This window comes from Alicyclobacillus sp. CIJ1, from assembly GCF_057538885.1.
The window spans coordinates 122,874-146,939 of the sequence record NZ_BAAJPH010000063.1 but is presented as its reverse complement, the minus strand read 5'-3'; the positions used below and the strand labels follow the sequence as shown (position 1 = coordinate 146,939).

At 65.0% G+C, this 24,066-nt stretch carries 20 protein-coding genes; 6 read left to right on the top strand and 14 right to left on the bottom strand.

The window, feature by feature from the left end; translation table 11 throughout:
• Nucleotides 1–24: 24 nt before the first annotated feature.
• From AC27E8_RS02130 to queF, 6 genes are all read right to left on the bottom strand, one after another.
• Nucleotides 25–1,212 (bottom strand): acetyl-CoA C-acetyltransferase, encoded by a 1,188-nt coding sequence (locus AC27E8_RS02130; RefSeq protein WP_487099459.1) that lies wholly within the window; start codon nt 1,210–1,212, stop codon nt 25–27.
• 28 nt (nt 1,213–1,240) lie between these two features.
• Nucleotides 1,241–1,903: a CoA transferase subunit B gene (locus AC27E8_RS02125; protein WP_487099460.1), complete on the bottom strand. Its 663-nt coding sequence runs from the start codon at nt 1,901–1,903 to the stop codon at nt 1,241–1,243.
• 26 nt (nt 1,904–1,929) lie between these two features.
• The gene (locus AC27E8_RS02120) at nt 1,930–2,640 is read right to left on the bottom strand and encodes a CoA transferase subunit A (RefSeq protein ID WP_487099461.1); all 711 of its coding nucleotides are present in this window, start codon (nt 2,638–2,640) and stop codon (nt 1,930–1,932) included.
• 201 nt (nt 2,641–2,841) lie between these two features.
• On the bottom strand, nt 2,842–4,077 hold the full coding sequence (locus AC27E8_RS02115) for a glucuronate isomerase (RefSeq protein ID WP_487099462.1): 1,236 nt from the start codon (nt 4,075–4,077) through the stop codon (nt 2,842–2,844).
• 68 nt (nt 4,078–4,145) lie between these two features.
• Nucleotides 4,146–5,237 (bottom strand): YheC/YheD family endospore coat-associated protein, encoded by a 1,092-nt coding sequence (locus AC27E8_RS02110; RefSeq protein WP_487099463.1) that lies wholly within the window; start codon nt 5,235–5,237, stop codon nt 4,146–4,148.
• Between the two features lie 88 nt (nt 5,238–5,325).
• Nucleotides 5,326–5,679 carry a preQ(1) synthase gene (gene queF, locus AC27E8_RS02105; protein ID WP_008341475.1) on the bottom strand — a complete coding sequence of 118 codons (354 nt, stop codon included), beginning with the start codon at nt 5,677–5,679 and terminating at the stop codon, nt 5,326–5,328.
• A 67-nt stretch (nt 5,680–5,746) separates the two neighbouring features.
• Between queF and AC27E8_RS02100 the strand changes: the two genes are divergently transcribed.
• Complete coding sequence (locus AC27E8_RS02100; RefSeq protein ID WP_487099464.1) at nt 5,747–7,180, top strand: methyltransferase RsmF C-terminal domain-like protein; 1,434 nt, start codon at nt 5,747–5,749, stop codon at nt 7,178–7,180.
• Here the strand turns inward: AC27E8_RS02100 and AC27E8_RS02095 are convergent.
• On the bottom strand, nt 7,105–8,022 hold the full coding sequence (locus AC27E8_RS02095; RefSeq protein WP_487099465.1) for a 3-hydroxyacyl-CoA dehydrogenase family protein: 918 nt from the start codon (nt 8,020–8,022) through the stop codon (nt 7,105–7,107). The genes AC27E8_RS02100 and AC27E8_RS02095 overlap by 76 nt on opposite strands.
• A 133-nt stretch (nt 8,023–8,155) precedes the next feature.
• Between AC27E8_RS02095 and AC27E8_RS02090 the strand changes: the two genes are divergently transcribed.
• Nucleotides 8,156–8,284 (top strand): hypothetical protein, encoded by a 129-nt coding sequence (locus AC27E8_RS02090; RefSeq protein WP_487099466.1) that lies wholly within the window; start codon nt 8,156–8,158, stop codon nt 8,282–8,284.
• Here the strand turns inward: AC27E8_RS02090 and AC27E8_RS02085 are convergent.
• The 4 genes from AC27E8_RS02085 to AC27E8_RS02070 all read right to left on the bottom strand — a co-directional run bounded on the left by AC27E8_RS02085 (nt 8,281) and on the right by AC27E8_RS02070 (nt 11,658).
• Nucleotides 8,281–9,057, bottom strand: coding sequence for an SDR family oxidoreductase (locus tag AC27E8_RS02085; RefSeq protein WP_014464937.1), 777 nt, complete (start codon nt 9,055–9,057; stop codon nt 8,281–8,283). The two genes, AC27E8_RS02090 and AC27E8_RS02085, sit on opposite strands and share 4 nt — an antisense overlap.
• 39 nt (nt 9,058–9,096) lie before the next feature.
• The gene (locus tag AC27E8_RS02080; protein WP_487099467.1) at nt 9,097–9,396 is read right to left on the bottom strand and encodes a hypothetical protein; all 300 of its coding nucleotides are present in this window, start codon (nt 9,394–9,396) and stop codon (nt 9,097–9,099) included.
• Between the two features lie 186 nt (nt 9,397–9,582).
• Entirely contained in the window at nt 9,583–10,890 is a 1,308-nt protein-coding gene (locus tag AC27E8_RS02075) for an MFS transporter (RefSeq protein ID WP_487099468.1), read from the bottom strand.
• Between the two features lie 15 nt (nt 10,891–10,905).
• Nucleotides 10,906–11,658, bottom strand: coding sequence for a PIG-L deacetylase family protein (locus AC27E8_RS02070; RefSeq protein ID WP_487099469.1), 753 nt, complete (start codon nt 11,656–11,658; stop codon nt 10,906–10,908).
• A 150-nt stretch (nt 11,659–11,808) separates the two neighbouring features.
• Between AC27E8_RS02070 and AC27E8_RS02065 the strand changes: the two genes are divergently transcribed.
• The 4 genes from AC27E8_RS02065 (at nt 11,809) to AC27E8_RS02050 (ending at nt 16,070) form a co-directional block, all read left to right on the top strand.
• Nucleotides 11,809–12,759: an aldo/keto reductase family protein gene (locus AC27E8_RS02065; RefSeq protein ID WP_487099470.1), complete on the top strand. Its 951-nt coding sequence runs from the start codon at nt 11,809–11,811 to the stop codon at nt 12,757–12,759.
• Nucleotides 12,760–12,770: 11 nt separating this feature from the next.
• Complete coding sequence (locus AC27E8_RS02060; RefSeq protein WP_487099471.1) at nt 12,771–14,060, top strand: molybdopterin molybdotransferase MoeA; 1,290 nt, start codon at nt 12,771–12,773, stop codon at nt 14,058–14,060.
• A gap of 49 nt (nt 14,061–14,109) precedes the next feature.
• Nucleotides 14,110–15,000, top strand: a complete 891-nt coding sequence (galU, locus tag AC27E8_RS02055) for a UTP--glucose-1-phosphate uridylyltransferase GalU (RefSeq protein WP_041695836.1) — start codon at nt 14,110–14,112, stop codon at nt 14,998–15,000.
• Between the two features lie 167 nt (nt 15,001–15,167).
• Complete coding sequence (locus AC27E8_RS02050) at nt 15,168–16,070, top strand: C40 family peptidase (RefSeq protein WP_487099472.1); 903 nt, start codon at nt 15,168–15,170, stop codon at nt 16,068–16,070.
• A gap of 82 nt (nt 16,071–16,152) precedes the next feature.
• Here the strand turns inward: AC27E8_RS02050 and AC27E8_RS02045 are convergent, their stop codons facing one another.
• The 3 genes from AC27E8_RS02045 to AC27E8_RS02035 all read right to left on the bottom strand — a co-directional run bounded on the left by AC27E8_RS02045 (nt 16,153) and on the right by AC27E8_RS02035 (nt 23,953).
• Nucleotides 16,153–16,644 (bottom strand): hypothetical protein, encoded by a 492-nt coding sequence (locus AC27E8_RS02045; RefSeq protein ID WP_487099473.1) that lies wholly within the window; start codon nt 16,642–16,644, stop codon nt 16,153–16,155.
• Between the two features lie 86 nt (nt 16,645–16,730).
• Nucleotides 16,731–20,447 carry a helicase-exonuclease AddAB subunit AddA gene (gene addA / locus AC27E8_RS02040; RefSeq protein ID WP_487099475.1) on the bottom strand — a complete coding sequence of 1,239 codons (3,717 nt, stop codon included), beginning with the start codon at nt 20,445–20,447 and terminating at the stop codon, nt 16,731–16,733.
• Nucleotides 20,447–23,953: a PD-(D/E)XK nuclease family protein gene (locus AC27E8_RS02035; protein WP_487099476.1), complete on the bottom strand. Its 3,507-nt coding sequence runs from the start codon at nt 23,951–23,953 to the stop codon at nt 20,447–20,449. The genes addA and AC27E8_RS02035 overlap by 1 nt, the downstream gene beginning before the upstream one ends.
• Between the last annotated feature and the right edge of the window lie 113 nt (nt 23,954–24,066).

Genomic DNA, 24,066 nt, shown 5'->3' with positions numbered 1-24,066 from the left:
AAAGGTGATGGCCGCGTCCGTGCGTCAATGCGAAAGGCGCTCCACGACCATGGCGACGCCCTGTCCGCCGCCGATGCACAGCGTGGCGAGGCCGAAACGGCCGCCTCGGCGCTCGAGCTCGTAAAGCAGCGTGACCAGGATGCGCGCCCCGCTCGCCCCGATGGGGTGGCCAAGCGCGATGGCGCCGCCGTTCACGTTCAACTTGTCGTCCGGGAGCGACAGCTCGCGAGCCACCGCGAGCGCCTGTGCCGCAAACGCCTCGTTCGCCTCGATGAGGTCGAGATCGTCCACGGCAAGCCCGGCCCGGTTGAGCGCCCGGCGCGTCGCCTCGATGGGGCCGAGGCCCATTACGCTTGGGTCAAGACCGACGCTCGCGTAGCTGACAATGCGCGCCATCGGCTTCACGCCAAGCTCCTCGGCGCGATCCCGGGCGAGCACCAGCATGGCCGCCGCGCCGTCGTTGATGCCGGAACTGTTGCCCGCTGTCACCGTGCCGTCTGCCTGAAACGCGGGCCGCAGTTTCGCCAACGCCTCATACGTCGTGTCGGGGCGCGGATGTTCGTCGCGGTCGACCAAGGCTGGATCGCCCTTCCGCCGCGGCACGGAGACGGGCACTATCTCTTCTTTGAAGCGGCCTTCCTCCATCGCTTCCTTGGCGCGCATCTGGCTCCTGAGGGCGAAACGGTCCTGATCCTCCCGGCTGATGCCGTGGCGGTTCGCCACGTTTTCGGCGGTGACGCCCATGTGGATGTCGCAAAACGCGCACCAGAGGCCGTCCCGGATCATGCTGTCGACGACTTCGCGATGGCCCATGCGGTAGCCGTCGCGCGCCCCTGGAAGCAGGTACGGCGCGTTCGACATCGACTCCATGCCGCCCGCCACCAGGACGCCCGCGTCCCCAGCGCGGATGGCTTGCGCCGCGAGCATGACCGACTTCAGGCCGGATCCGCACACCATGTTCACCGTCGTCGCCGGGATGTCTTCGGGGATCCCCGCCCGCATCGCGGCTTGCCGCGCGGGATTCTGGCCGACGCCCGCCTGGAGCACGTTGCCCATCACGACTTCGTCCACCGCTTTCGACTCAACCCCTGCGCGCCGCAGCGATTCCCGGATCACGGCCGCGCCGAGATCCGGCGCCGAAAGCGGCGAGAGACTGCCCTGGAACGTTCCGATGGGCGTCCGCACGGCCCCTGCAATCACTACGTCTTGCACATGCCATCCCTCCTGATGTAGCCAGTGGTCACTCGACGTCCATCACTCGAACACCCTCGGGCGGGATGTGGAGTTCGGGTTCGGTGATGCGCTGCACCTCTTCCACGGTGTGGCCGGGCGCCACCTCGCGCAAGAGAAGCCCTTGCTCCGTCACGTCGATCACGGCGTAGTCCGTGATGATTCGGTGCACCACCCTCCGGCCCGTGAGCGGCAGGCGACAGGTCTTCAGGATCTTCGGCTCGCCATTCTTGTTCACGTGCTCCATCGTGACCACGACGCGCTTCGCGCCGTGAACGAGATCCATCGCGCCGCCCATCCCTTTGACCATCTTGCCAGGGATCATCCAGTTGGCGAGATCGCCAAACTCCGAGACCTCCATGGCGCCGAGGATGGCGATGTCGATGTGGCCGCCGCGCACCATGGCGAACGACTCCGCGCTGTCCATAAACGCCGCGCCCGGCACGGCGGTGACCGTCTCCTTGCCGGCGTTGATGAGATCCGGATCTTCCTCGCCCTCGTAGGGATAGGGGCCGATGCCGAGCAGCCCGTTTTCGGAATGAAGCATCACTCCGCGGCTGGGATCGAGGTAGTTGGCCGCGAGGGTCGGCATGCCGATACCGAGGTTGACGTAGTCGCCGTCGCGAATTTCCTGGACGGCCCGCCGGACGATTTGATCGCGCGTGAGCGGCATTGACCTTCACCCTTTCTTTGGCGCACTCAAACCTGCGGACGCGGGCGCACCGTTCTCCGCTCAATCCGCTTGATGGGGTTCGAATTCACCACAATCCGGTCGACGTAGATGCTTGGGGTGTGAATGAAATTGGGATCCAGCTCACCGGGCTCCACAAGTTCCTCCACCTCGACGATGGTCACCTTGGCGGCCGTCGCCATCACCGGGTTGAAGTTGCGTTCCGTCTCGTGATAGATGACGTTGCCGAGCTTGTCGGCCTTCCAGCCCTTGACGAGCGCAAAATCCCCCGTGATGGCCCGTTCCAGCACGTACTCGCGCCCGTCGAACGCCCGCACCTCCTTGCCCTCGGCGACGGTCGTCCCAACGCCGGTGGCCGTGTAGAACGCCGGGATGCCCGCGCCGCCCGCGCGAATGCGCTCGGCGAGCGTCCCCTGCGGAACGAGTTCCACCTCGAGCTCGCCGTTCAAAAACTGGCGCTCGAACGTCTTGTTCTCGCCGACGTACGAGGAGATCATCTTGCGGATCTGCCGCGTCTGAAGCAAGATGCCAAGCCCCCAGTCGTCCACGCCGCAGTTGTTGCTGACACACACGAGATCGGACACGCCCCGATCTCGCAGGGCCTGAATGAGTGCCATCGGAATGCCACACAGCCCGAAGCCGCCGACAAGTAGCGTCGCGCCATTGGGAATGTCTGCGACTGCCGCCTCTGCCGACTCATACACCTTGTTGGAACCCATGAACCTCACTCCTCTTCGACCAAGGCGCGAGTGCCGTGGTGCCTCCAGAACGAGTAAGCGTTTTCATTCTAACAGAAGCGCGAGGAGGCGCGCTAGACCGAAGGAGGCAGCATTCCGCGCCCCGAAGTGACGTCCCGGCAAGCTCGAGTCCGCGGCGCGGCTCTCGCGGAGAGCCGCACCTGGCTTTGGCACCTCAGCGCCTCACACGAGCCGCACCGCATCGAGGAAGTTGCCGCGGAACAGCCTTTCGACCACGCCTTCGATCTCGTCGCGCGTCACGCGCCACCCTTCCTCGGCCAATTTCGTATACTTGTGTACCAATACGTCCACTGCGAGCGCTCGGGCGTTCTTCCACTTGTACACCAGGTGTTCCAAGACGCGCGCATCCGAGTGCTGCAGGACGAACGTGGGGCCCAGGAGTTCCAGGCGCATCGCGGAAATCTCGCGCGTCAGCGTGTCCGTGTTCACGAACCACCAGCAGCCGAACGGAATGACGTTCGCAAACTTGCGGGCCAACACGACCAGCTCGTGCTGATCCTCGCGCGACAACACCGTGACAAAGAAGCGCACATCGGGGTTCGAGGCGGCGAGGCGCTCGACGGCTGCGAGGTTCGCCCGTCCGCTGGCGTCGCCTGCCTCCCTGAGCCTTGGGTTCACCTGCCTGCGCACCCCTATCATGAGCGCAAGGGGCAGGCCATTCGCGCGACAAGCCGGCAGGATGCACGCGTCGAGCACGCGCCCGGAGGTCTCTTCGCTCGGGTAGGTGAATTCGGGCGGCGCCGAGAATGCCAGATACACAGGCCGCATTCGGCCAATCCAGTCCTCGAGAAAGCGGCGCACCTCGGCGAGATCGGGCGCGTCTGCGGCCGGAGACACGAAGACGCCCGCATTTGCGAGACGAGTCCGAAGGGCGCCCCAGTCCCCGAGAAAGGAGTCCAGGCGCAGCGCAGCAAGAAAGCGCGGATGAACGGGATCTCCCGCCAGCCAGTGCGCGCGTTCGGCGGGATCGAGTGGATCGTTCGTCATGACCACCTGATCCACTCCCGCGAGTTGAAACACGCGTTCGGCGTAAGGCTCGCTCGGCTCGTGCTGCAGCGCTTCCCGAAGCCCTTCGATCCCGTCCTGTTGCAGATCCACGCCGAACGCCTGGGCGATGGCCACCACGCCCATCGCCGCCTCAGACAGGGGACTCGTGCGGGCAAAGATCTGCTCGTACACCCACGCCGCCTGTTCCCGAAGGGGCAGTCCGTAGAACCACTCCGGTGAGCGGCCGCCCGCGCGGATGGCTTCCGCGATCAGGTAATGATAGGTCAGGACGTGATCGGCACCGGAGCGCCAGAGCGAGGAGAACGAGGGCGGAAACAGGTGCGTGTGCATGTCGACAACCCGGACTCGATCGACAGCTTCCCGCACCCAAGTCGAGATGGATGGTTCCATGGGCACACCTCCTGGCCCGATTGTATCACGCTGCCTTCGTGAGGGAGGTGGGCGCTTCCACATGAGTTTCAGCGCCGTGTCAGCCAGCGGGCAAAGCCCGCCTGGCAGGCGGCCAGCTTTTCCAACATCGGCCGATCCAGAAGCGAACGAGCGGGTTTGGGGTTCATCTCAATCATCCGGACGCTTCCGTCCTCCTCGACGGCCATGTCGAAGCCGACGAGACCGAGCGTCGGATACCGCCGGGACAGCGCTTCGGCAATCGTTTGGGCCGCGCGGACGAGTGACTCCACGGGTACTTCCTTGCCTTCCCGCTTGGCCGCGGATACAAGCCGTTCAAGCGTCCACCGCTCTCCGCCCGCGATGATGTTGGTCACCACGCCGTCCGGCGCGGCGAGCTTCGGCACGACGCCAATGAGCTGCCATTCGCCCTGGTGGTCCCTGTGCAGCACCACCCGAAAGTCGACCTTGCGCCCACCTACGCGCAGGAGGCGAAGCCCCCGCTGCACCAGATACCTGCCTCGGAGCGAGCGCACAAAGGTGGCGAGGTGCGACCGGTCCATCACGCGCTCCCAGTGCCGCACGCGGCCGCCTCGCCGGTCCGCGCGGGCACGGACGCCGCCGCTCGCGAGCAGTTCAAGGCGATGCACGTTGACGCCGCCATAGCCGCCACTCGGCTTGACGTACACGGTTCGCCAGCGCTCCAGCGCTCGCCACAGCGCCTCGGCTGTGGTCAACGCCTCCGTCTCGGGTACAAAGTGGTCCAACCGAGCCCGGCGTAAGAAGCGTATCATCTGCCACTTCCCAGGTAACATTGGGTTAAAGAGCGGCACGCCGCGGCGATGCGCCTCCGCCCTGAGCGGCGCGCTGTAACCCTTGACCGCGAGATGCACATAGACGTTTTCGTACACGACGTCGGGAAATCGCAGCGAGACGGGTTCCCACGCCCCGTCTGGCCGGTCGGGATCGACAGGAGCGAAGGCCGAGAGGCGCGACCAGTCCGCCTGCCGGCCGGGATCGAACACGCACACCCGCAGGCCGTGACGCCTGGCGGCACGCGCGATGCGCCGGTAATGGACGCCAGGACTCCACCTACGACGACCGCCGTGCGGAACGGCCGTCGTGGCGATGCCAAGCCATAATCCTTCATGATGATCCGCCACGCGAATCCCCTCGCATTCGATTCATGGTATGCGAGAGGTGCGGGTTCGCGCGAAAACGCGATCGCCCACCCGCGATCGCGTTTTCCCGTCATTTGCGGTATTCTACGGTCACCTTGGTGTGAATTCCGCCGCGAATCGTGAAGTCGCCCACGACCTTGGCGTAGTGCGGCTCTGCGGCGGCCACGAAGTCGTTCAGAATGCGGTTCACGCAGTCCTCGTGGTAGCTCGCCTCGTTGCGATAGCTCCACAGGTACAGTTTCAACGACTTGAGCTCCACCAGCTTCTGATCCGGCTCGTATTGAATGTAAATGGTCGCGAAGTCCGGCTGGCCCGTCATCGGGCACAGTGTCGTGAATTCCTGCGTCTCCATCTCCACCGTGTACCGGCGATCCGGATGGGGATTCGGCACGGTCACGAGCGTCTTCGACGGCTGGTTCAACATGGAGAATCTCACCCCTTTGGCATTCTAACGTTCGAGTTGCGCGCGGACAAGCGAGGAGGATCGACCGATGCGCAATCCACCCGACATTCCGACAGCCTTCGTGCAACGGATGGAGCATTGGCTGGGCGCCGAGGCCCGAGATCTCGTCGCCGCCCTCTCCGGGAAGCCCTGGCGCGGGCTTCGCTACGCGGCGGTCGCGCGGCCTGATGGAGGTCTGCCGAACAGCCTCGCGCCGTTCTTGGCAGACGTCGTCCCGTGGGCGCAAGACGGTTTCTACCTCGCCCCCGGCCCGTCGCTCGGCTACACGGTGCTGCACCAGGCGGGCGCCTTTTACCTTCAGGATCCGTCGGCGATGGCCGTCGCCGTGGCGCTCGATCCCCAGGCAGGCGAGCGAATCCTCGACCTGTGCGCCGCGCCAGGCGGCAAGACGACACACGCCGCACTTTTGGCGGCGCGGCGCGGCGGCGCGCAGCTCGTCGCCAACGACATCCATCGCGATCGCGTCCTCGTCCTCGCCGAAAACGTCGAGCGCGTGGGCGCCCCGTGCGCCATCACGAACGAACCGCCCGAAGCGCTTGCCGCGGCGTGGCCGCAGGCGTTTGACGCCATCGTGGTGGACGCCCCATGCTCTGGCGAAGGCATGTTTCGCAAGGATCCGGCCGTGCGCGCGGAATGGCGCCCCGATGCGCCAGAACGGTTCCAGGCGCTGCAAAAAGAGATTCTCCGCCACGCGCTCACGATGCTCAAGCCGGGCGGGCGGCTGGTGTATTCGACGTGCACGCTGAATCCGCTGGAAAACGAACAAGTGGTGCTGTGGCTGCTCGAGCACTATCCTGTGGAGTTGGAGCCGCTGCCGGACTGGCCCGAGTGGCGCCCTGCCCGGAGCGACTGGGCGGCCGACCGCGAGGAGGTTCGCCTCGCCAAGCGCCTCTGGCCTCACGTCGGGCGAGGCGAGGGGCACTTCGTGGCGCGCTTCCGCCTGTGCGAGCCGGTGGTTGACAAGCCCCGAAGGCGCTCCAGAACTACGGCGGCCTCAACCGACAAAACGTGGGACGCGTGGCTGGCGTCGCTGGTGACGGAGGTGCCTCCCGCGTGGCGGCGAACCTGCACCCACAAGACGGTCGTGTTCGCCGACCTGCTCGGCGATCTCGCCGTGCCCTCCCTCCGCGTCCTGCGGCCAGGGCCACCGCTCGCGGAGCGCAAGGGACAGGTGTTCGTCCCGCATCACGCGGCGTCGCGCCTCATTCCGCTCGGCGGCTTTCGGGAGACGGTCGAGATCGACGAGGAGACGGCCATCCGGTACCTTGCCGGCGAGCCGCTGGCGGCACCGGACGGGCGCCATCCCGAGGCCCCCTTCTGCGCTGTGGCCCACGAAGGATTCCCTCTGGGCTTTGCCAAGCGAGCGCCGGGACGCCTCAATAACCTCTATCCAAGAGGCCTGCGCTCCACGCGCATTGAATCGCTCGCCGCGCTCGCCGGAGCCGTCGCGTCGTCCTCGTAGACGTAAAACCCCTCTCCGCTCTTCCGCCCGAGCTTGCCCGCCCGCACCATCTGGCGCAACAGGCGCGGCGGAAGGTAGCGGCTGTCCCCGGTCTCCCGGGCGAGCTTCTCGCTGATGGCGAGGACGTGATCCAGCCCCATGCGATCCGCCAGTTGCAGGGGGCCTACGGGGTGCTGCAGCGCGAGCCGCATGGCTTCATCGATGTCGCTCGCGCTGGCGACGCCCTCTTGCAGCGCGCGGATGCCCTCGTGGATAAACGGAATGAGGAGGCGCTGCACCAGAAACGGCGGTACGTCGATGGTCTGAATGGGCGTGAGCCCCGCGCGCTTGCAGAATCGCAGCGCGAGATGATGCGCCTCCTCGCATGTGACATATCCGCGCACCACCTCGACCACGCGCGACGACGTAGGCGGCTGTGGAAAATGAAGACCCAGGAACCACTCCGGCCGGGAGGTGGCGCCGGAGAGCTCCGTGATGGAGAATGTCGAGGTGGTGGTGGCCAATACGGCCCGACCCGGGGCGAACCCATCAATCTCGCGCCACACGGCCAGCTTGGCCTCGAAGTCCTCCGGAATCGATTCGACGACGAGATCGGCCTCGCAGGCGGACTCGAGCCGAGTCACGGTGCGGATGCGCCGAAGGACTTCCTCCATCTCGCCGGGCGTCAGGCCGTAGTGGCGCGAACGCGCCGCCAACCGCTGCCCCATGTGAAGCAGCGAGCGCTCGAGCACGTCTTCATTGATGTCGTACAGATGCACCCGCATGCCGCCCAGCGCGGCCGCCATCGCAACGCCACGGCCGATGAAGCCCGCCCCGATGACTCCGACGGATTGAACGTCCACCGACCTTCCTCCTTCCGCCCAAGGCCCAGGCGGTTCCCTTTGGCCGAATTGATGGTATAGGAAGCTCGAATCCTTCGAAACCTGTGAAATGCTGACGCAGAATCCGTTCACCAGATGAGAGGAGGCCCCCGGGATGCGCGAAAGCACGGCGTATCTCATCGCCGCGGCCTGTTTCGCCGCGTACCTGATCTGGCGTCTTTCAGACGGCCTCAGGCGCTCGTTGAAACAGCGCGACGGCGGCGACGAGGAACCCAAGTCCTAGGGTTCGGGCCTGCGCGGGAAGGAGTCCTTCGCCACGATTTCGCGGGCGCCGGTGACCTCGAGTACGGTTCCATTCACTTCCTGGCTATCTTCGCGCAAGAACCACTCCACCGCGCGGGCTACGTCTTCTCCGACCGGCGGCCGCAATCCTTCTTCCGTCCGCACATCTTTCACGTCTTCAATCATCCGCATCTTGTCCTCGCCGCGGATGTCCCCCGGGCACACCATGTTGGCCGTGATGCCGTACATGCGCTCCTCCCGCGCGATGGAACGCGTGAGGGCCGCAAGTCCGGATTTCGCCGCTGCGTACGCGGCCCGATAACGCCATCCTCGGGCTTCGCCCGCGCCGTCATACCCGATCGTGACGAAGCGGCCAAACCGCCGAGCGCGCATGTCGTGCACGGTGGCTCGGTACAACCAGAAGAAATTCGTCAGATTGCCGTCCATCATCTGGCGCCACATGTCGTCGTCGTAGTCCGCGAGCGGCCTGCGCTCAAACACAAAAGGCCCAAAGTTGTGGACGACCGCGTCGATCCCGCCCAACGCACCCTTGGCAGCCGACACCGCGGCCTGAATCGAGTCGGAGCTGAACAGATCGCAGTGGAGGGGCAGGGCGCGGCGGCCCGCGTTCTCCACGCGTCTCGCGAGCGCCACCGCTTCCTGCTGGCTGTTCCCGTATGTAAACGCCACGTCCCAGCCGGACTTCGCCAGCGTGAGCACCATGCTGTGGCCGAGCCCCTTCGCGCCGGACGTGATGAACACCACTTTCGCCACAGCTTGTCCCCCTTTCGAGCGTGCGGTGGGAGGGGGCCCTCACCACCACCAGGGTCCCCACCACCAAGGTGCGAGTGCTAAAGCCACAGCCCATGGAATGAAGATGAGCGGCCAGAGCCACCACGCCGTCTCGGCGTCGAGCGATTGCGGCGCTTGATCGAGTGTGCGAATGTCGGGCTCGCCGTCGAAGCCCATCACGCGCGCGCCTGGACGGTACACGCGCAGGTACATGCCGCGATCGTCCACGTGGTGCAGGATGCCGCGGTGTACGCCGTTGTGCGTGTGCACAACAACGGGCCGGCCGATATAATTTCGCGCGACCGCGCGCAGATCCGCCACGATCCATCCCTCCTTTGCCGCGTTTGTTGTACGGTACGCAGCAAACGAGCGAAAGGGATGGACGGAACGGAAGGGTTGCCGCGCAGAAGGGCATAGGCCTCGACCCAATTTCCACTCATTGTACGGGTTTTACAGGTGCGAAGCCAGCCCCAAACGCGACGAGCGCGGGTCGGGCCGCCGCCCAGCCTACGACACCGCACCGCTTTGCACGCGGTGGTAGATCCGCATGCACAGGAACGCGCCTGCGAGAAACAGCGCCGGAACGAGGCCAAGCAAGAGGCGAAATCCTTCCACCGCGCTCGGCGGTTGCACGTTCGCGCCCGCGCGATACCCTGAGACGGCGAAAAAGATGGCCATGACGGCGTACTGCAGGGACAGGCCGAGGCGCACGATGCACCCGTTCACGCCCAAATACATCCCTTCTCGTCGGCGGCCTGTCCGGCTCGCGTCGAGATCGATCACTTCGGCCAAAAGCATGTTCAACAGGACCATGAACCCCGCCACGGGGACGCCGAGGCAAAGGCCGGTCGCGAGCACGGAAGCAGGCGATCGGTCAACGAGGAGAAGCGCCTCGATGCACGCGTACAGCGCAATGGCGACCATGGCCGAGCGCGCCGCGCCGTAACGGATGGCTGCCCGAGCCCACACAAAGGCGACCGGCATCGCAACGACGAAGATGCCGCCGAGAAAAAGCGAGTTCTGCAAGGGGCTCAGGCGCACCACGTACGATGTGTAGAACGAAGACGCCGTGGTGAAGAGCGTGGTGGTGAACTGAACGAGGAAGCTCGCGACGACATACCAGATGAACGCTCGATTTCGAAACGTCTCCCAGAGCGCCTCGCGCCAGCGAAAGGGTTCGACGGGATCGCCCGTTTCAAAGCTGCCCCAGAGCGACACGTACATGGAGGCGATGGCCACCGCGGCGAAGATCCACGCCATGCGAGACCAGCCCAGGGACTGACCGAGCGATTTGGACAAAGCGACGCCGGCGATGAGCCCGACGATGCCAAAGACCTGCTGGAGCGCCGACACGTACGCGCGGTCCCGAGGATCGGGATACATCTCCGGGTACAGCGCGTTCGCGTTGAGGGCGGCGAACGTAAAGGCGAGGTCGAACAAAAACGTCATGGCGAGAAAGTACACGACGAGACCTGTCTGCGTGAGGTGGGGCGGAGAGAACAAGAGCGCGAAGCACACGGCGTACGGGATGGATGCAATGGCGACATACGGAATGCGCCGCCCGAAGCGCGTCCTGGTGCGATCGCTCACGTGGCCCGCCACGAGATTGAACATGGCGTTCAGCACGCCATAGACGATGAGGCCGCTCGACAGTCGGACCGCAGACACGCCGTGATACGCCACGTAGTCATACACGGCCACGGCGTTGAACGCCTGCCACAGCATGTTGACGGCAATCTGATTGGCGGCGTACGCGGTCTTCTTCGCAACCGTCGGGCGCGGCCGGGCGGAAGGATGGAGGCCGACCTGGGCCATGATTTCGCCCCCGTTTCAGCTCGTCATGGCATCGGGAAAGAAGTGGAGCTGGCGAGGCGACAGGAGCTTGAACGTCTCCGCGAATCGCCCGTCTCCCGAGCCTTCAAGGAATCGCTGTGCCGCGACTCGCGCCTGAAACTCCAGGTAAGCCCTCAATGCGGGCCATTCAGGCGTGGCAAACTGACTCTCGTGCGCCTCAATAGCCTGGATCTTCCTCTCCCAGAAATCCGTCACATCCACAGCGGCATTCGGATACGCGCTCGCGTAGAACGCAAACATCGGCGGAACGTACGCGGGCGAGGTTTGCGACACCGTGAGACTCGCGAGTCGGATGGCGCACTCCGCCACGGCCCGCCCGGTCTTGACGTGATCGGGATGCGCCTCGTACGGCGTCCAAGGGTCCACGGTGACCACGACCTCCGGCCGGATGTCGAGGAGCACCGGCACGAGCTTGTTGACGACGTCCCTCTCGGTGTACGAACCGAGATCTTCGAAACCGAATTCGATATGCTCCTGAATGCCGAGCGCCGTGCAGGCCGCCACGAGTTCCTCCTGCCTGCGGCGGGCGAGCTGGGCTGGATGAACCTCGCCCACGGCGCCGTAGCGCCCATCGGTGACGGTCACGGCGACCACTCGACAGCCTTTTGCGGCGAGCTTCGCCATCGTGCCGCCGGCGCCCACCTCGTTGTCATCGGGATGGGGCTGGACAAACAGCGCTGACTGCACGTCGTCAAGCGCTTTCAAACCAAGCAACGCGCGTACATCCATAAGGCGTCCTCCCTGCCGACGCGGTGGTATCGTACCAAGGATTCGACGCCCATTGGCAAAGTCCTGTGTACTCGTGAAATCGTGTGCGGCAGAAAGCGGTTTGGCCTCCGCAGAAAAAGCCAGTACAATGGGAGCGGAGGTGTCCGCGCCATGAAATACCGCAGACTCGGAAAGAGCGGACTCAAGGTGTCTGAGATTGCGCTCGGCAGCTGGTTGACATATGGGACCGTGACCGAGCGGGAGCAGGCCATTGCCTGCGTGCGCAGGGCGTACGAGCTTGGGATCAACCACTTTGACTGCGCAAACGTGTACGGTGCGAAGCCCCACGCCGCGGAGGAGGTCATGCGCGAGGCACTCGCCCCCTTCCCGCGCGAAAGCTACGTCATCACGACGAAAGCGTTTTGGCCGGTGGGACAGGGGCCGAATGACCGCGGGCTGAGCCGGAAACACATCGTCGAACAGGTCCACCAGAGCCTCAAGGCGCTCGGCGTCGAGTACATCGACATCTTTTACTTCCACCGCTACGACGCGGAGACGGATCTCGAGGAGAGCCTGCGCGCGGTGGACGACCTCATCACGCAGGGGAAGATCCTATACGCGGGCTTCAGCGAGTGGCCTGCGGACAAGATTGCGGAAGGTGTGCGCCTGCAGCGGGAACTTGGGCTGCATAAGTTCGTGGCAAGCCAGCCCATCTACAACATGTTCGAACGGTATATCGAAGCCGCCGTCGTGCCCATCTGCGAGACGGCCGGCATTGGCCAGGTGGTGTTCTCTCCGCTCGCGCAAGGCGTGCTGACGGGCAAGTACCGCAAGGGCCAACCCGCTCCGGTGGGATCGCGCCTCGCGACGCCGGGCGTCAACCAGTTCATGAAGGTGACCGACGAGATCCTCGACAAGGTCGAGCGGCTCGAAGTCGTGGCAAAGGAGGCGGGCCTCTCCCTGGCGCAACTGGCCCTCGCCTGGACGCTGCGCCTGCCCAACGTAGCAAGCGCGCTCGTCGGGGCGAGCCGACCCGAACAAGTTGAGGAGAACGCCAAGGCTTCGGGCGTGGCGCTGAGCGAAGACGTCCTGGCGCGCATCGAGCAGGTGCTGAAAAGCTGAGGGCGAGTCCGATGGAACTTGTCACATTCGATGAAGCGTGGACGCGCCTCGAGCGACATCTGCCGGTGCGCCCCACCGTCTCCGTCAGCTCATGGGTTCACGCCGAGCCGCGCTGGCTGGCTCAGGATGTGGCGGCGGCAGTTGATCTGCCGCCGTTTTCTCGCTCGATGATGGACGGATACGCCATCCACGCCGAAGACCTTGGTGCCGACGACACCTGGCTCCGAGTGGTGGCCGACGTGCGTGCGGGCGATGCGGCCGCGGGTGTCGCCGTGGCACCAGGACAAGCTGTGCGCGTGCGCACGGGGGCGCCCGTCCCACCCGGGACGGCCGCGGTGGTCCGGGAGGAATGGGTCGACGTCGAAGGCGACGCCATTCGGTTGCTTAGGTCCGTGCCTGCGGGCGAGTCCGTGCAGCCTCAGGGCGATGACGCACGGCGCGGCGACGTGATCGCCCGAGCCGGCCAGGTATGGGATGGGCAGACACAGGCCGTCCTCCGCGCAGCGGGCGTTCACGAATGCAGATGCTTCCGTCCGCTCACCGCGGCGATTCTGTCGACGGGATCCGAGTTAGTGATGGGGCCTCACCTCGAGGGGGGCCCGCTGCCCGGACAGGTGTTTGCTGCGACGGACGCCTTCCTTCAATCGGCGCTGGACCAGCTCGGCGTCTCGGTCATCGCGACGGAGCATGTGGCGGACCATCGCGACGTTATCACGTGCGCGGCGCAGCGCCTCGCCCAAGCGGCGGATCTGCTGATTCTGACGGGCGGCGCTTCCGTGGGAGACGCGGATTACGCCCGGGACGCCCTCCATTCCATCGAGGGAGATGGCCCGCTTCTCTTTGAACGCATCTGGATGCGGCCGGGCGCGCCCTTCCTTGCGCGCCCCACGCCGAACGGATTCGCGTTTGGCTTATCGGGAAATCCGGCGGCCGCCTACGTGCAGTTCCACGCCCTCGTGGTGCCGTTCGTGTTGCGATGGCTAGGTGCAGAAGAGGCGCGCCCGTTTCCCCTCACGGCGCTCGTCGAAGGCGAGGTGCGCGCGAAGCCGGTCAAGCATACGCGCGTGCTCCGCGGTCACCTGCGCCTCCGCGGCGCCACGCTCGTGTTTCGCGCGGAGGACAGGCAGTCTTCAGGAAGCCTGACGGGCCTCGTGTCCACGAACGCCATTGCGCGGATGGACGGCGACCGCCTTTCCGAAGGCGAGACGGTTTCCGTCGCCTGGACGCGAGGATGGCTGCCGTCGCTCGGCTTGACCGGATTTCCAGATACAGGCGTGGCGCGCGCGTTGCAGGATGGCTAAAATATGGAGGACAGGCCGATTTGTGCGAAACATCGCAGAGGTGAAGCATATGAAGGTCAGAAAGGCGGTCATCCCGGCCGCGGGATTTGGCACGCGGATGCTTCCGGCCACCAAGGCCGTGCCCAAAGAAATGCTGCCCATCCTCAACAAGCCTTGCATTCAATACATCGTGGAAGAAGCGGTGTACTCGGGCATTGAGGAGATTCTCATCATCACCGGCCGCGCGAAAAAGGCCATCGAGGACCATTTCGACCGGTCGCCGGAGTTGGAATTGCACCTGGAGCAAAGCCGCAAGTCCAACATGCTCACCGAAGTGCAGGCCATTTCCGATCTCGTCAACATCCACTACGTGCGCCAGAAGACGCCGCTTGGGCTCGGGCACGCGATTCTGTGCGCGCGATCCTTCGTGGGTGGAGAGCCGTTCGCCGTGCTGCTCGGTGACGATATCATTCAGTCGGATGAGCCCGTGGTGCGCCAGCTCATGAAGCAATACACGGATCCAGAGCGCGCCCTGCTCGGGGTGCAGCCCGTCCCGGCGGCCGACGTGTCGAAGTACGGGATCATTGAGCCCGCTCGCCTTGTCGTCGGATCGGAACCATTCCCCGTGAAACGGCTCATTGAGAAACCGAACGAAGCCGAGGCGCCTTCGAATTTCGCCGTGCTTGGACGATACATACTGCCTCCATCCATCTTTGATGCGCTGGAGCAGACGCCCATTGGGCACGGCGGCGAACTGCAGCTGACCGATGCCCTTCAAAAGCTCGCCGCGATGGGCCTCGTCGACGCGTACCAATTCGAGGGCGTGCGACACGACATTGGCAACCTCGAGGGCTGGCTCAAGGCGAACCTGGCTTTCGGTTTGGAAGATCCGAAGCTGGCCGCGTCCATGCGCAAGTGGCTCATGGACGATCGCGTCCAGAGCCGCCTGGCGAACTACTGAGTTCTGGATACCTGGCGCCGGGATCACGAGAGACCGGCGCATGGGTTCTGGGATAAATTGCGATGGATGCTTTTTCTCTGGTTTGATTTACATAAAGGAGTCTTCGCGTCCGCCTCGAAATCGAAATTTGTCTAAAACCTTCGATTTCGAGAGGATGGAGAGACCGAATGAGACGACCGAGCGCCTGGATGTTCACCACCCTGACGCTCAGCTTCACCGCGCTTGGCTACGCCACAGTTTTCGCGGCCACCGAAAGCCAGCCCGCCACGTACACGGTTCGCCAAGGTGATACGCTGTATCGTATCGCTGAAGCCCACCACCTACCGCTCACGGCTTTGGAACTCGCCAATCCCCAGTTGTCCAATCCGAACGAGATTGCCGCAGGGCAGAAAGTTGCGCTGCCCACAACCTACACGGTCCAGCCTGGCGACACCGTCTATCTCATCGCCAAGGCGCACCACCTCACGCCATCGGCCATCCTCAAAGCGAACCCGGGGATTCAGCCGTTGGATCTCCTCGTCGGCCAGACGCTGTATCTGCCCATTTCCGCGACCAGCAGCACCGCACCACCTCCTCCGGCGAGCGGCACCGTGACTGCAGGCGGAACCTCAGCCAGTGCAGGTCAACCCGCCTCCACACAGACCCAAGGTAACCGAGCACAGCTTCGCCAGGAGATTCTGACGTATGCGAAATCGTTCCTTGGCACGCCGTACTGCTGGGGCGGTGACTCGCCGAAGACAGGCTTTGACTGCTCCGGTTTCGTCGAATATGTCTTCGGACACTTCGGAATCCAACTGCCGAGAGAGTCGCACGATCAGGCGACGGTCGGGACGCCCGTCAGCCCATCCAACCTCCAGCCTGGTGATCTCCTCTTCTTCACCGACACAGACAGTTACGCCACGCTGTATCCCAACCACGTGACGCACGTGGGCATTTACATGGGTAACGGTGCGATGATTGAGTCCTCGTCTGCCCACAACGGCGAAGGCGTCGTCATTGTGCAAAACGTGTTTCAAAATCCGTACTATGCCGCCCACTACTACGGGGCGCGAGACGTGATTGGCCCCTGAAGCCAACCGGGCGGCCGGGGCACTTGGCCTCAGCCGCCCTTCGCGTCCCCGCATGCGAGGAAAGGGCGCTGGCACCCTTTCGTCACCGCACGCCCCACCACACCACGTCCTTCCGGAAAGCGATGAGGGAAAGGCCCACAAAGACGACGATGATGCAGAGGATGTTCAGGACGGGAATGCCGACGCCCGCGTAAAAGTACGCGTAGACGGGGCTCATCCCAAATCCGCGAAACAGCTTGGCGAACCACACCGCCAAAATGACGCCCGAAAGGGTCGACGCGATGATGGTCACCCACGTGAACGTGTGGCCTGGCCCCGGACGTGAGACGGCCAATCCGACGAGCGAGATGGCAGTCGGAAGCAAGATCCACCACCCGCGCATGCCGATGGCGTTCAGCATCTTGATGCTGTTGTAGAACGGTATCCAGGCCGCCCAAGGCTTGCTGACGCCCGTCTTCTTCAACACCCGATAAAAGACGATGGACGCGTAGACGTAGATTGGCACGCCGACGACAACCAAGGAAATCAGGATGATGCCGAGAGCCAAAGCCATCGTCTGGGGCGAAGCCGCCATGCATATCCCCCTATCCCCGACTGGATTGAGAGCTGTTGCTCTCTCCTGACTATATCGGAGGCAGGAAAAAGGATCAATGTGTGGTGCTACACCCTCTTCATGCCTAAGTCAGGTGAAAGAGGGAATCCGCTCGCCGTGCGCTGCGCCCATTGCTCCAACCTGGTCCCCAGCGGACTTGGCACGGTCGCACGAGCTTCTCTCGCGTGAACGAAGTACAGATACACCTCCGGCTCCGCCCCAACCGCCTCCCGGACCGCCGCCGCGTATGTCGCGACCTGCGGCTCATATGCCCGCACCAACCGGTCGAGATCGGACGCATCCCGCACCTGATCCGTCTTGTAGTCGATCACAGCATATCCACCCGCATCCCGAATCAAGCAGTCGATCACGCCCTGGACGACCACCGGCGACTGCGTTGCGCCTACGCGCACGTCCAGGCGGTAGAAGAACGGCTGCTCGCGGTACACCTCACCCGCCGCGAGGACGCGTCGCCCCAATGGAGAGGCGAAAAAGGCAAGGACGTCGTCAGGATCAAGTGCGGACGCCGTGCGCTCGTCCAGAAGCCCCTGCTCCAGAAGCGCCTGCGCGGCGCGCCTCACGTCCCCCGGATTCGCATAAGGCTCAATAGGTGCTCGCTGCATGAACGCGTGAAACGCTACGCCTCGCTCGCGGGGCGACGCGCCGTTCTGACGGATGAAAGCCGGATCTTCCAACACTGCCCCCGCGTGGTGGCCGCGCGCGCGAAGCTCTCGCTCAGCAAACAACCGCCGAATGTCGGTGGCGGTGAGCTTGCTCGGCAGCGAGACGCGAGACACCTGCTTCTCCGATGTAATCCGCACGGCGCGATACCGCCACGCTGGGCCTTGCCACAGGCGGCGAAGCTCGCGCTCCACTTCCTCTACAGGCGGAAGCGGCCCTTTCAACGCGGACGAGCGCGGTTCGCCGCTGTCCGGTTCCTGCGGCCTGCCGTCCACCTCGACCTCGAGCTCGAAGCGAACGCCGGTCGCATCCAACAGGCCGGCGCGCGCGTCTCCCGCCTCTTTCCTGAGCCACGCGCCATCTGGATGGCGCATGAGCGCAGGCAGGAGCCAGGAGGCATAGGAGTTCCCTTTGAGGAAGGCCTCCGGGGTCAGGCGTCCCTCATCGTCATGGCTTTCGGCCACATCCGCGAGCTTTGCTACTTTGCCCGCGTGACCCACGAGCACGAGGCGCTCCTTCGCCCGCGTGAGCGCGACGTACAGGACCCTGGCCTCCTCCGCGCGCGAAGCCTCGAGATTGGCCTGGTCCACGGCAATGGAAGGAACGGTTCGCCAATGAACGCCCGTCTGAACGTCGCACATCATCGCACCGATGCCCAGGCGGCGATGCAGTGCGAGCGTGCGCTTGTTGTTCGGAAACTGGCGGCCGAGGCAGAGCATGTACACGTGCGGGAACTCGAGCCCTTTGGAGCCGTGAATCGTCATGACCGCTACGCTGTCCGCACTGGCCCCGTGCGCGTGGCCGAGATCGACGTCCGCTTCTTCGAGCCCCCGGACCAGGGCGAGAAAACGGTAGAGATCGCCCGCGTGAGGCGCATGCGTGTGCGCTAGGCGAATCAGTTGCTCAAGGTTCGCCGCGCGGATCCGTCCCCGGGGCATGGCGCGGAGATACAAGTCGATCTCCACCTCGCGGGCGATCTCGCGCAGGAGATCCCCCGGCGAGAGCGTGTGCGCGAGGGCCCGCCACCGCTCCATCCGCTCCACGGCCCGGCGCAATGTGTCGCGTGCGCCCTCCGATTCGCGCGCAGCATGACGCACTGCATGCCACAAGGGTCCACTCGGGCGCTCGATCCTCGCGGCGGCGAGGTCCTCGTCGCTCAAGCCCACAAATGGCGACTTGAGCGCCGTGGCGAGCGCCAGGCTGTCCAGCGGGTTGTCGAGCGCCGCCAGCAGGGACATGGCCCAGCGGATCTCCATCGCGCGAAAAAATCCGCTCGACGAGCGCGCCACTGCGGGGATTCCGCGGGAAGCAAGCACCTGCACCACGGTGTTGAGATGCTCGCCGCCCGCGCGAAGCAGAATGGCCACGTCCTGGTACCGCAGCGGTCGATACGCGTTCGCCGCGCGATCGTACACCTTCTCTTGGCGCTCCATCGCTTGGGCAATCTGTTGGGCGACCCACAGGGCCTCGACCTCGAGTTTTTCGCGGGCCGCCTGTTCGTCCTCCTCCTCACTCTTCCCTTCGGAGCGTTCACGCTCCTCGGCCTCTTCCTTCCTCTCTTCGTCCCCAGAAAAGAACAGCTTGACTCTGACGGGACACGGACCGCTATCATCGTCTGGATAGGCCGCCTCGGGTTTCATCTCATGCCCGTCCGCGTAGTCGAACCCCGCGACGTCCGCGCGAAACAGTTGGGCAAACAGATAGTTGACAAAGCGGACGATGCCGGATCGACTTCGGTAGTTAGCCGAAAGGTCGATGGCCTCGCCGCCGTCCTTCGCGGCGTACCTGCGGTATCGGGCCAGAAACAGCGCAGGCTCCGCCATGCGAAAACCGTAGATGCTCTGCTTCACATCGCCCACGAGGAACAGTCCGCCAGAGGTCGCGACGGCGTCGACGATGGCGTCCTGAATCGGGCTGGTATCCTGGTACTCGTCCACGAACACGTACCGGTATCTCGCGTGAAGCGCGGCGCGAACACCTTGGTCTTTGGTCAGAAGCTCGTGCGTCAGATGCTCGAGGTCTGAAAACGACAGGCGGTTTTCCTCGAATCTTCGCGACTTGGCGCGATCCAGCGCGTCCCGCGCGACCGCTGTCAACACCTCGATGTGCGGCTGCATGGCCCGCACGTCGGCCTCAAGCGCAGATCGACCGCGTCCGAGCACCTTGCGCACGAGCTTCACGGCATCCTTTGCCTTTTCTCTCCATTTCTTAAATGACTCGTACTCCTTCGACAGCCGCGCCGATTCCCAGTGGACGAGGGGCGCGAGGCGGTCGGGATCGAGCGGAGCACCAGGCGTCGAAAGGAGTACAAGCGCTTCTTTCAGTTGGCTGAGGATGGAGAGCGCGCCCGCCACGACCTTCTCCGGCGCCCGCATGCGCTCGAGCTCCCCCAGTCCTTTCCGCATGTGCTCGAACGCCTGTGCAATCTGGATGCGCGTCCAGCGGGCGAACACCTCGCCGAATGGTCCCGCCCACAGCTGGTCCGCATCGTAGTGCCGGGCGATCTCGGCGAGCCATCCGCCGGGATCGACCTGGCTCAGCGCCACGCGGCACAGTTCGAGCACCGCGTTCACAGCCTGCTGCTGCCGGTGAAGCCGGAGGGCCGCGAGCGCGGTGCCGAGTTGCAGCCCGCGCTCAGGATGGTGCGCCCACTCGTCAAGCGCCGCTTGGGCCTCATCTCGAAGCAACACGGCGTCTTCCTCGCCCGACAGCACGCGGAAGCCTGGAACGAGCCCTGCCTCCACGGCGTGATTCCGCAAGAGAGCGAGGCAGAAGCTATGAATCGTCGAGATTTGGGCATCATTCGCGCGATGCGCCAATCTGCGGAATCGGCGCGCCTTCGCGGATTCGCCCGCCTGCTCCGCCTCGGCGGCGCGTTCGGCCAGCCTTCGCACGATGCGCGCGCGCATCTCTTCCGCCGCCGCCTCCGTGAACGTCATCACGAGCAGTTGGTCCATCCGGAACTTCGGGTCCTCCTCCGCGAGGCTCGCGACGCGCTCCGCAAGCACCGCCGTCTTGCCCGATCCGGCCCCCGCCGACACCACGAGATTCGTTCCCCGGGCCCGGATGGCTCGCGCTTGTTCCTTCGACCAATGCACGCTCATCAGTTCGCATCCCCTCCGGCGATCACGTCGTCGAATTTCAGCTTCGGCACAGGGCGGTACAGGTCGAAGTGATCCGCGCGCTCGAAGTGGCACAAGGCGTTGTAGGGGCAATTCGTACAGCCGCTGTCCACGTGGCTCAGATGGTACGGCGAAACGCGCACCTCACCCTCCGCTATGGCTTTGGCAGCTTCCTCGGCCCGCCGTTCAACGTGACGGAGCACCACCTGCCACTCGTCGTCGCGCCAGGCGGTCGCATCCGCCGCCCAGGCTCCGTCTGCGCGAAACTGCCTGCCGTACAACGCGGAACCTCGGCCAGGCGCGAGGTCCTCGTTCACGCGCAAAACCGCTGCCTCCTCCCGCAAGAAGAACCCCTTCGCCCGATACGCGCCGAGGTGCGCAGAGCCCTCGCGCTCTTCAGGCGGGACATCAAGCGCGTCCCGCTTCGCCACGAGTGGCATGTAAAACGCGCCATACAGTCTCACAGGCGCGCCTTCGACAGCCTCCGCCTCTCGCATGGCCATGGCTGCGTAAATCAGGAGTTGCAGTTGCAGCCCCTGATACACCTTGGACGGATGAAGCGCTGTCTCCGACGACTTGTAGTCATACACGCATAGCGCCACCTCGCCCGCCTGGAGCCGATCGACGCGGTCAATCCGTCCATCGAGCACCACGCGCGCCCCATTCCACTCGCCCACGTCGACATCGCGAAATTCTTTCTCGAGCCAGAAGGGACGCATTTGGCCCCGCGAGAGCTGCATCCAGATGGCCCGCACGACGAATTCGAAGTGGCGCCGCCGCTCCCCTACGTAGACGGCCAGATCCGGCCGTTCGAGCGTAGCTTGCAACTTCGTCGCTTGCGCAGCCTGTTCCAGCGCCTGGCGAGCTATCTCGAGAAGGGCAGCCTCCAACTCCGCGTGGCCAAGTTCGGAAAGGCGCGGGTAGTCCTCCGCCAATCGCTGCGTCGCCAGCTGAACCGCGGCGTGGATCCAGGTGCCGGCGCTCCGCTCCGCTTCCGGCTGAAGCGCGAGCGGCTCGAGCCGGAGCGCATACTGAGCGAAATGCCGATAGGAACACTTGGCGTACGTCTCCAGTCGACTCACGCTCACGCGGATGGGGTCGCCGTACAGATCCCGAATCCATTCGGCAGGCAGTCGCCACGGCCGCGGGCGATGGCAGAGCCCCGCGAGAACGCGCTGAAACCGGTCGACGTCAGCCGCGCCGGTCCACACGTGCGTCAGCACGTCTTGCACGACCGGATCCTGCATCACCTGCTCGAACGGCGCCCCAGCATGCACCCGGCTCAGCGCATCGGCGAGAAGCCGCATCGCTTGTACCGGATGAACCGGAACCGCTCCTTCCCCACACGCCGCGTCGACCGCCAGATGGCCGCGCTCGACGAGCGAGGCCAAAGTCGGCGTCAGGTGGCGCTCGATCCCGTCGTCGGTCCCCGCGTACGTCACCACAAGCGCCTCGGACGCGCGCGTCATCACCCGGTACGGCAGGCACTCGAGGGCGCGCCGCTCATCCTCCGAAGTGCGCCCGAGGGGGCGGAGAAAGACCTCCGCAAAAGCGAGGCGTTCGTCGTCGCGCAGGATGCCCCCTTCATCCGGGCGCGGGGGCAGCGAGGCGTCGTCCGCGGACACGACGAACACCCGCGGGCGGGACCAGTTGTCGGCGCGCGCGAAATCGCACACGAACACCGCGTCTGCATCGCTCGGGATGCGCGTGAGGCGCAGACTGGCCATGGACTCGAGGACGAGATCGGCCACCTCATAGGTCGGGAGCGCGACCTCGGGCTGGAGAGTGGCGAGATCGTCGAGGAGCGCCGTGATCCCGGTCCACGCCTGCTCGTGGATCACGCCAGCCATGGGGTCCTCCCCCACCTGGACTACGGATTGCGCGAGGGTGTCCTTGACGTGAAACGCCTCAAGCAACTCCCAGAGCGCTCGCGCCGCTTCCACGGGGCGAAGCACCGGCTCTGCAAACACCTGGATGATGGGCCGGAGCGCGTCGGCCACGTGTCGCCTGATCTCGTCGGCCTCCTCGTCGCAAAGACCGGATGCCGTGCGCGGGGCGCGAGCGGCAAAGTCCCATCGCTCTGGTGCCAGCCATGCCGAGAAGCCGCTGACGTCGTGCTCGCGGAGATACAGATCGAACGCTTCCCGCCGCTTCACGGGCACGAGTGGGCAGCGGAGCAGTGCGGCGATGGCGTCGAGACTGAACCCGGTGCGCACCACGGCGATGGCGGCGCGCAGCAGTTGACCGACAGGGTGGTCCGCCAGGGTTGAGAACGAGTCGATGGCGACCGGAACCCCGCGCAGCTCCAGCTCGTCGGCGAGACGGCGCCCGATGCCGTCGAGCGTCGGGACGCACACCGCGATGTCGCGCGGTCTCACCCGCTCGTGCTGCACGAGGTGCGCAATCTCGTCGGCAACCGCACACAGTTCCTCCTCGCGATGGCCAAACGCGCTCACACGGATGCCCGTCAAGGGCTGAACCGTCGGGTATCCCGCGAGCGCCCGCTCGAGGTGAATGAGCGGCGAGGTGCCGAACCGGCCCTCGGCGGCACCGAGGGGCATGCGGCAAAACACCTGATCCAGCGAATCTCGCGCGAAATCGCGTGCGCACGCGAGGAGGTGGTACGCGGCGACGGCCTGCACTTCGCCGACGAATCGATCTTCGTGTTTGTCGAGCCAAACGGAAAGATGCGGCCACGCGGGAAGCGACGACGCCTCCTCGAGAAGCGCCTCCCACCGCTCTCCCTCAAGGCCGGTGTCCTCCCAGGTGATGACCAGCCGCTTCACGCGCCGCGCAAGCGCAGAGATGAACTGCCGCTCTGCAGGCGAAAAGGCGTGAAAACCGTCGAGATACAGCGACGCGCCTTCAAGCCACGAGACGTGTGGCGCCGCGTAGACCGCATCGAGGAACAGGAGGGCCGGATCCGCGAAGCCCGCGGCTTCGGCGCGTTGTCGGTACCTCACGTACAGCTTCAGCACGTCGCCCAGCTTGCCGACGAGAGAGCGATGCACCGCCCTCTGCTCCTTCTCCACTTCATCGCAGCGGGCCGCGGACATCTCCAACAAGGCCGCGAGCTGTTCCGGGGACACCCCATGCGCGGTAAGCTCGTCGAATGCGGACAAAAGGTGATGATACAGGGACGAATTGCGCACGGCACGGCGCAGTGGGCCAAGTGAAGGCTCGAGTTCATCGTACGCCGCGCGCAAGAGAAGCTGCCGCCCCACTTGCGTCAGGCGGGGTCGCGCCATCCCGCCGTGCGCGCACACGCGGTCGGCAAGTCGTTTCATCGTCACGACTTCGACGCGAAAGGCCGCGCGAACGCGTTCCATCAGCAGCGTCTCGGCCGCAAACGCCGTCGACTCGGGCACCACCCAAAACACGGGCGGCCCAAATGGCTGGGCTTCCGCGGCGCGGCGCATCTCCTCCGCCACACGGGACGATTTGCCACTCCCCGCAGCTCCAATCCACCATTCCACCCGGTTGCCCATGGGCTTTCATCCCTTCCGTCGTTCTTGAGCCCACAGCGACGCCGGCTTGGGCGGCTGTCACCGTTCGCACATGCGGCACATATACCGTGGGTAAACGCACATGTGAGGTGAGC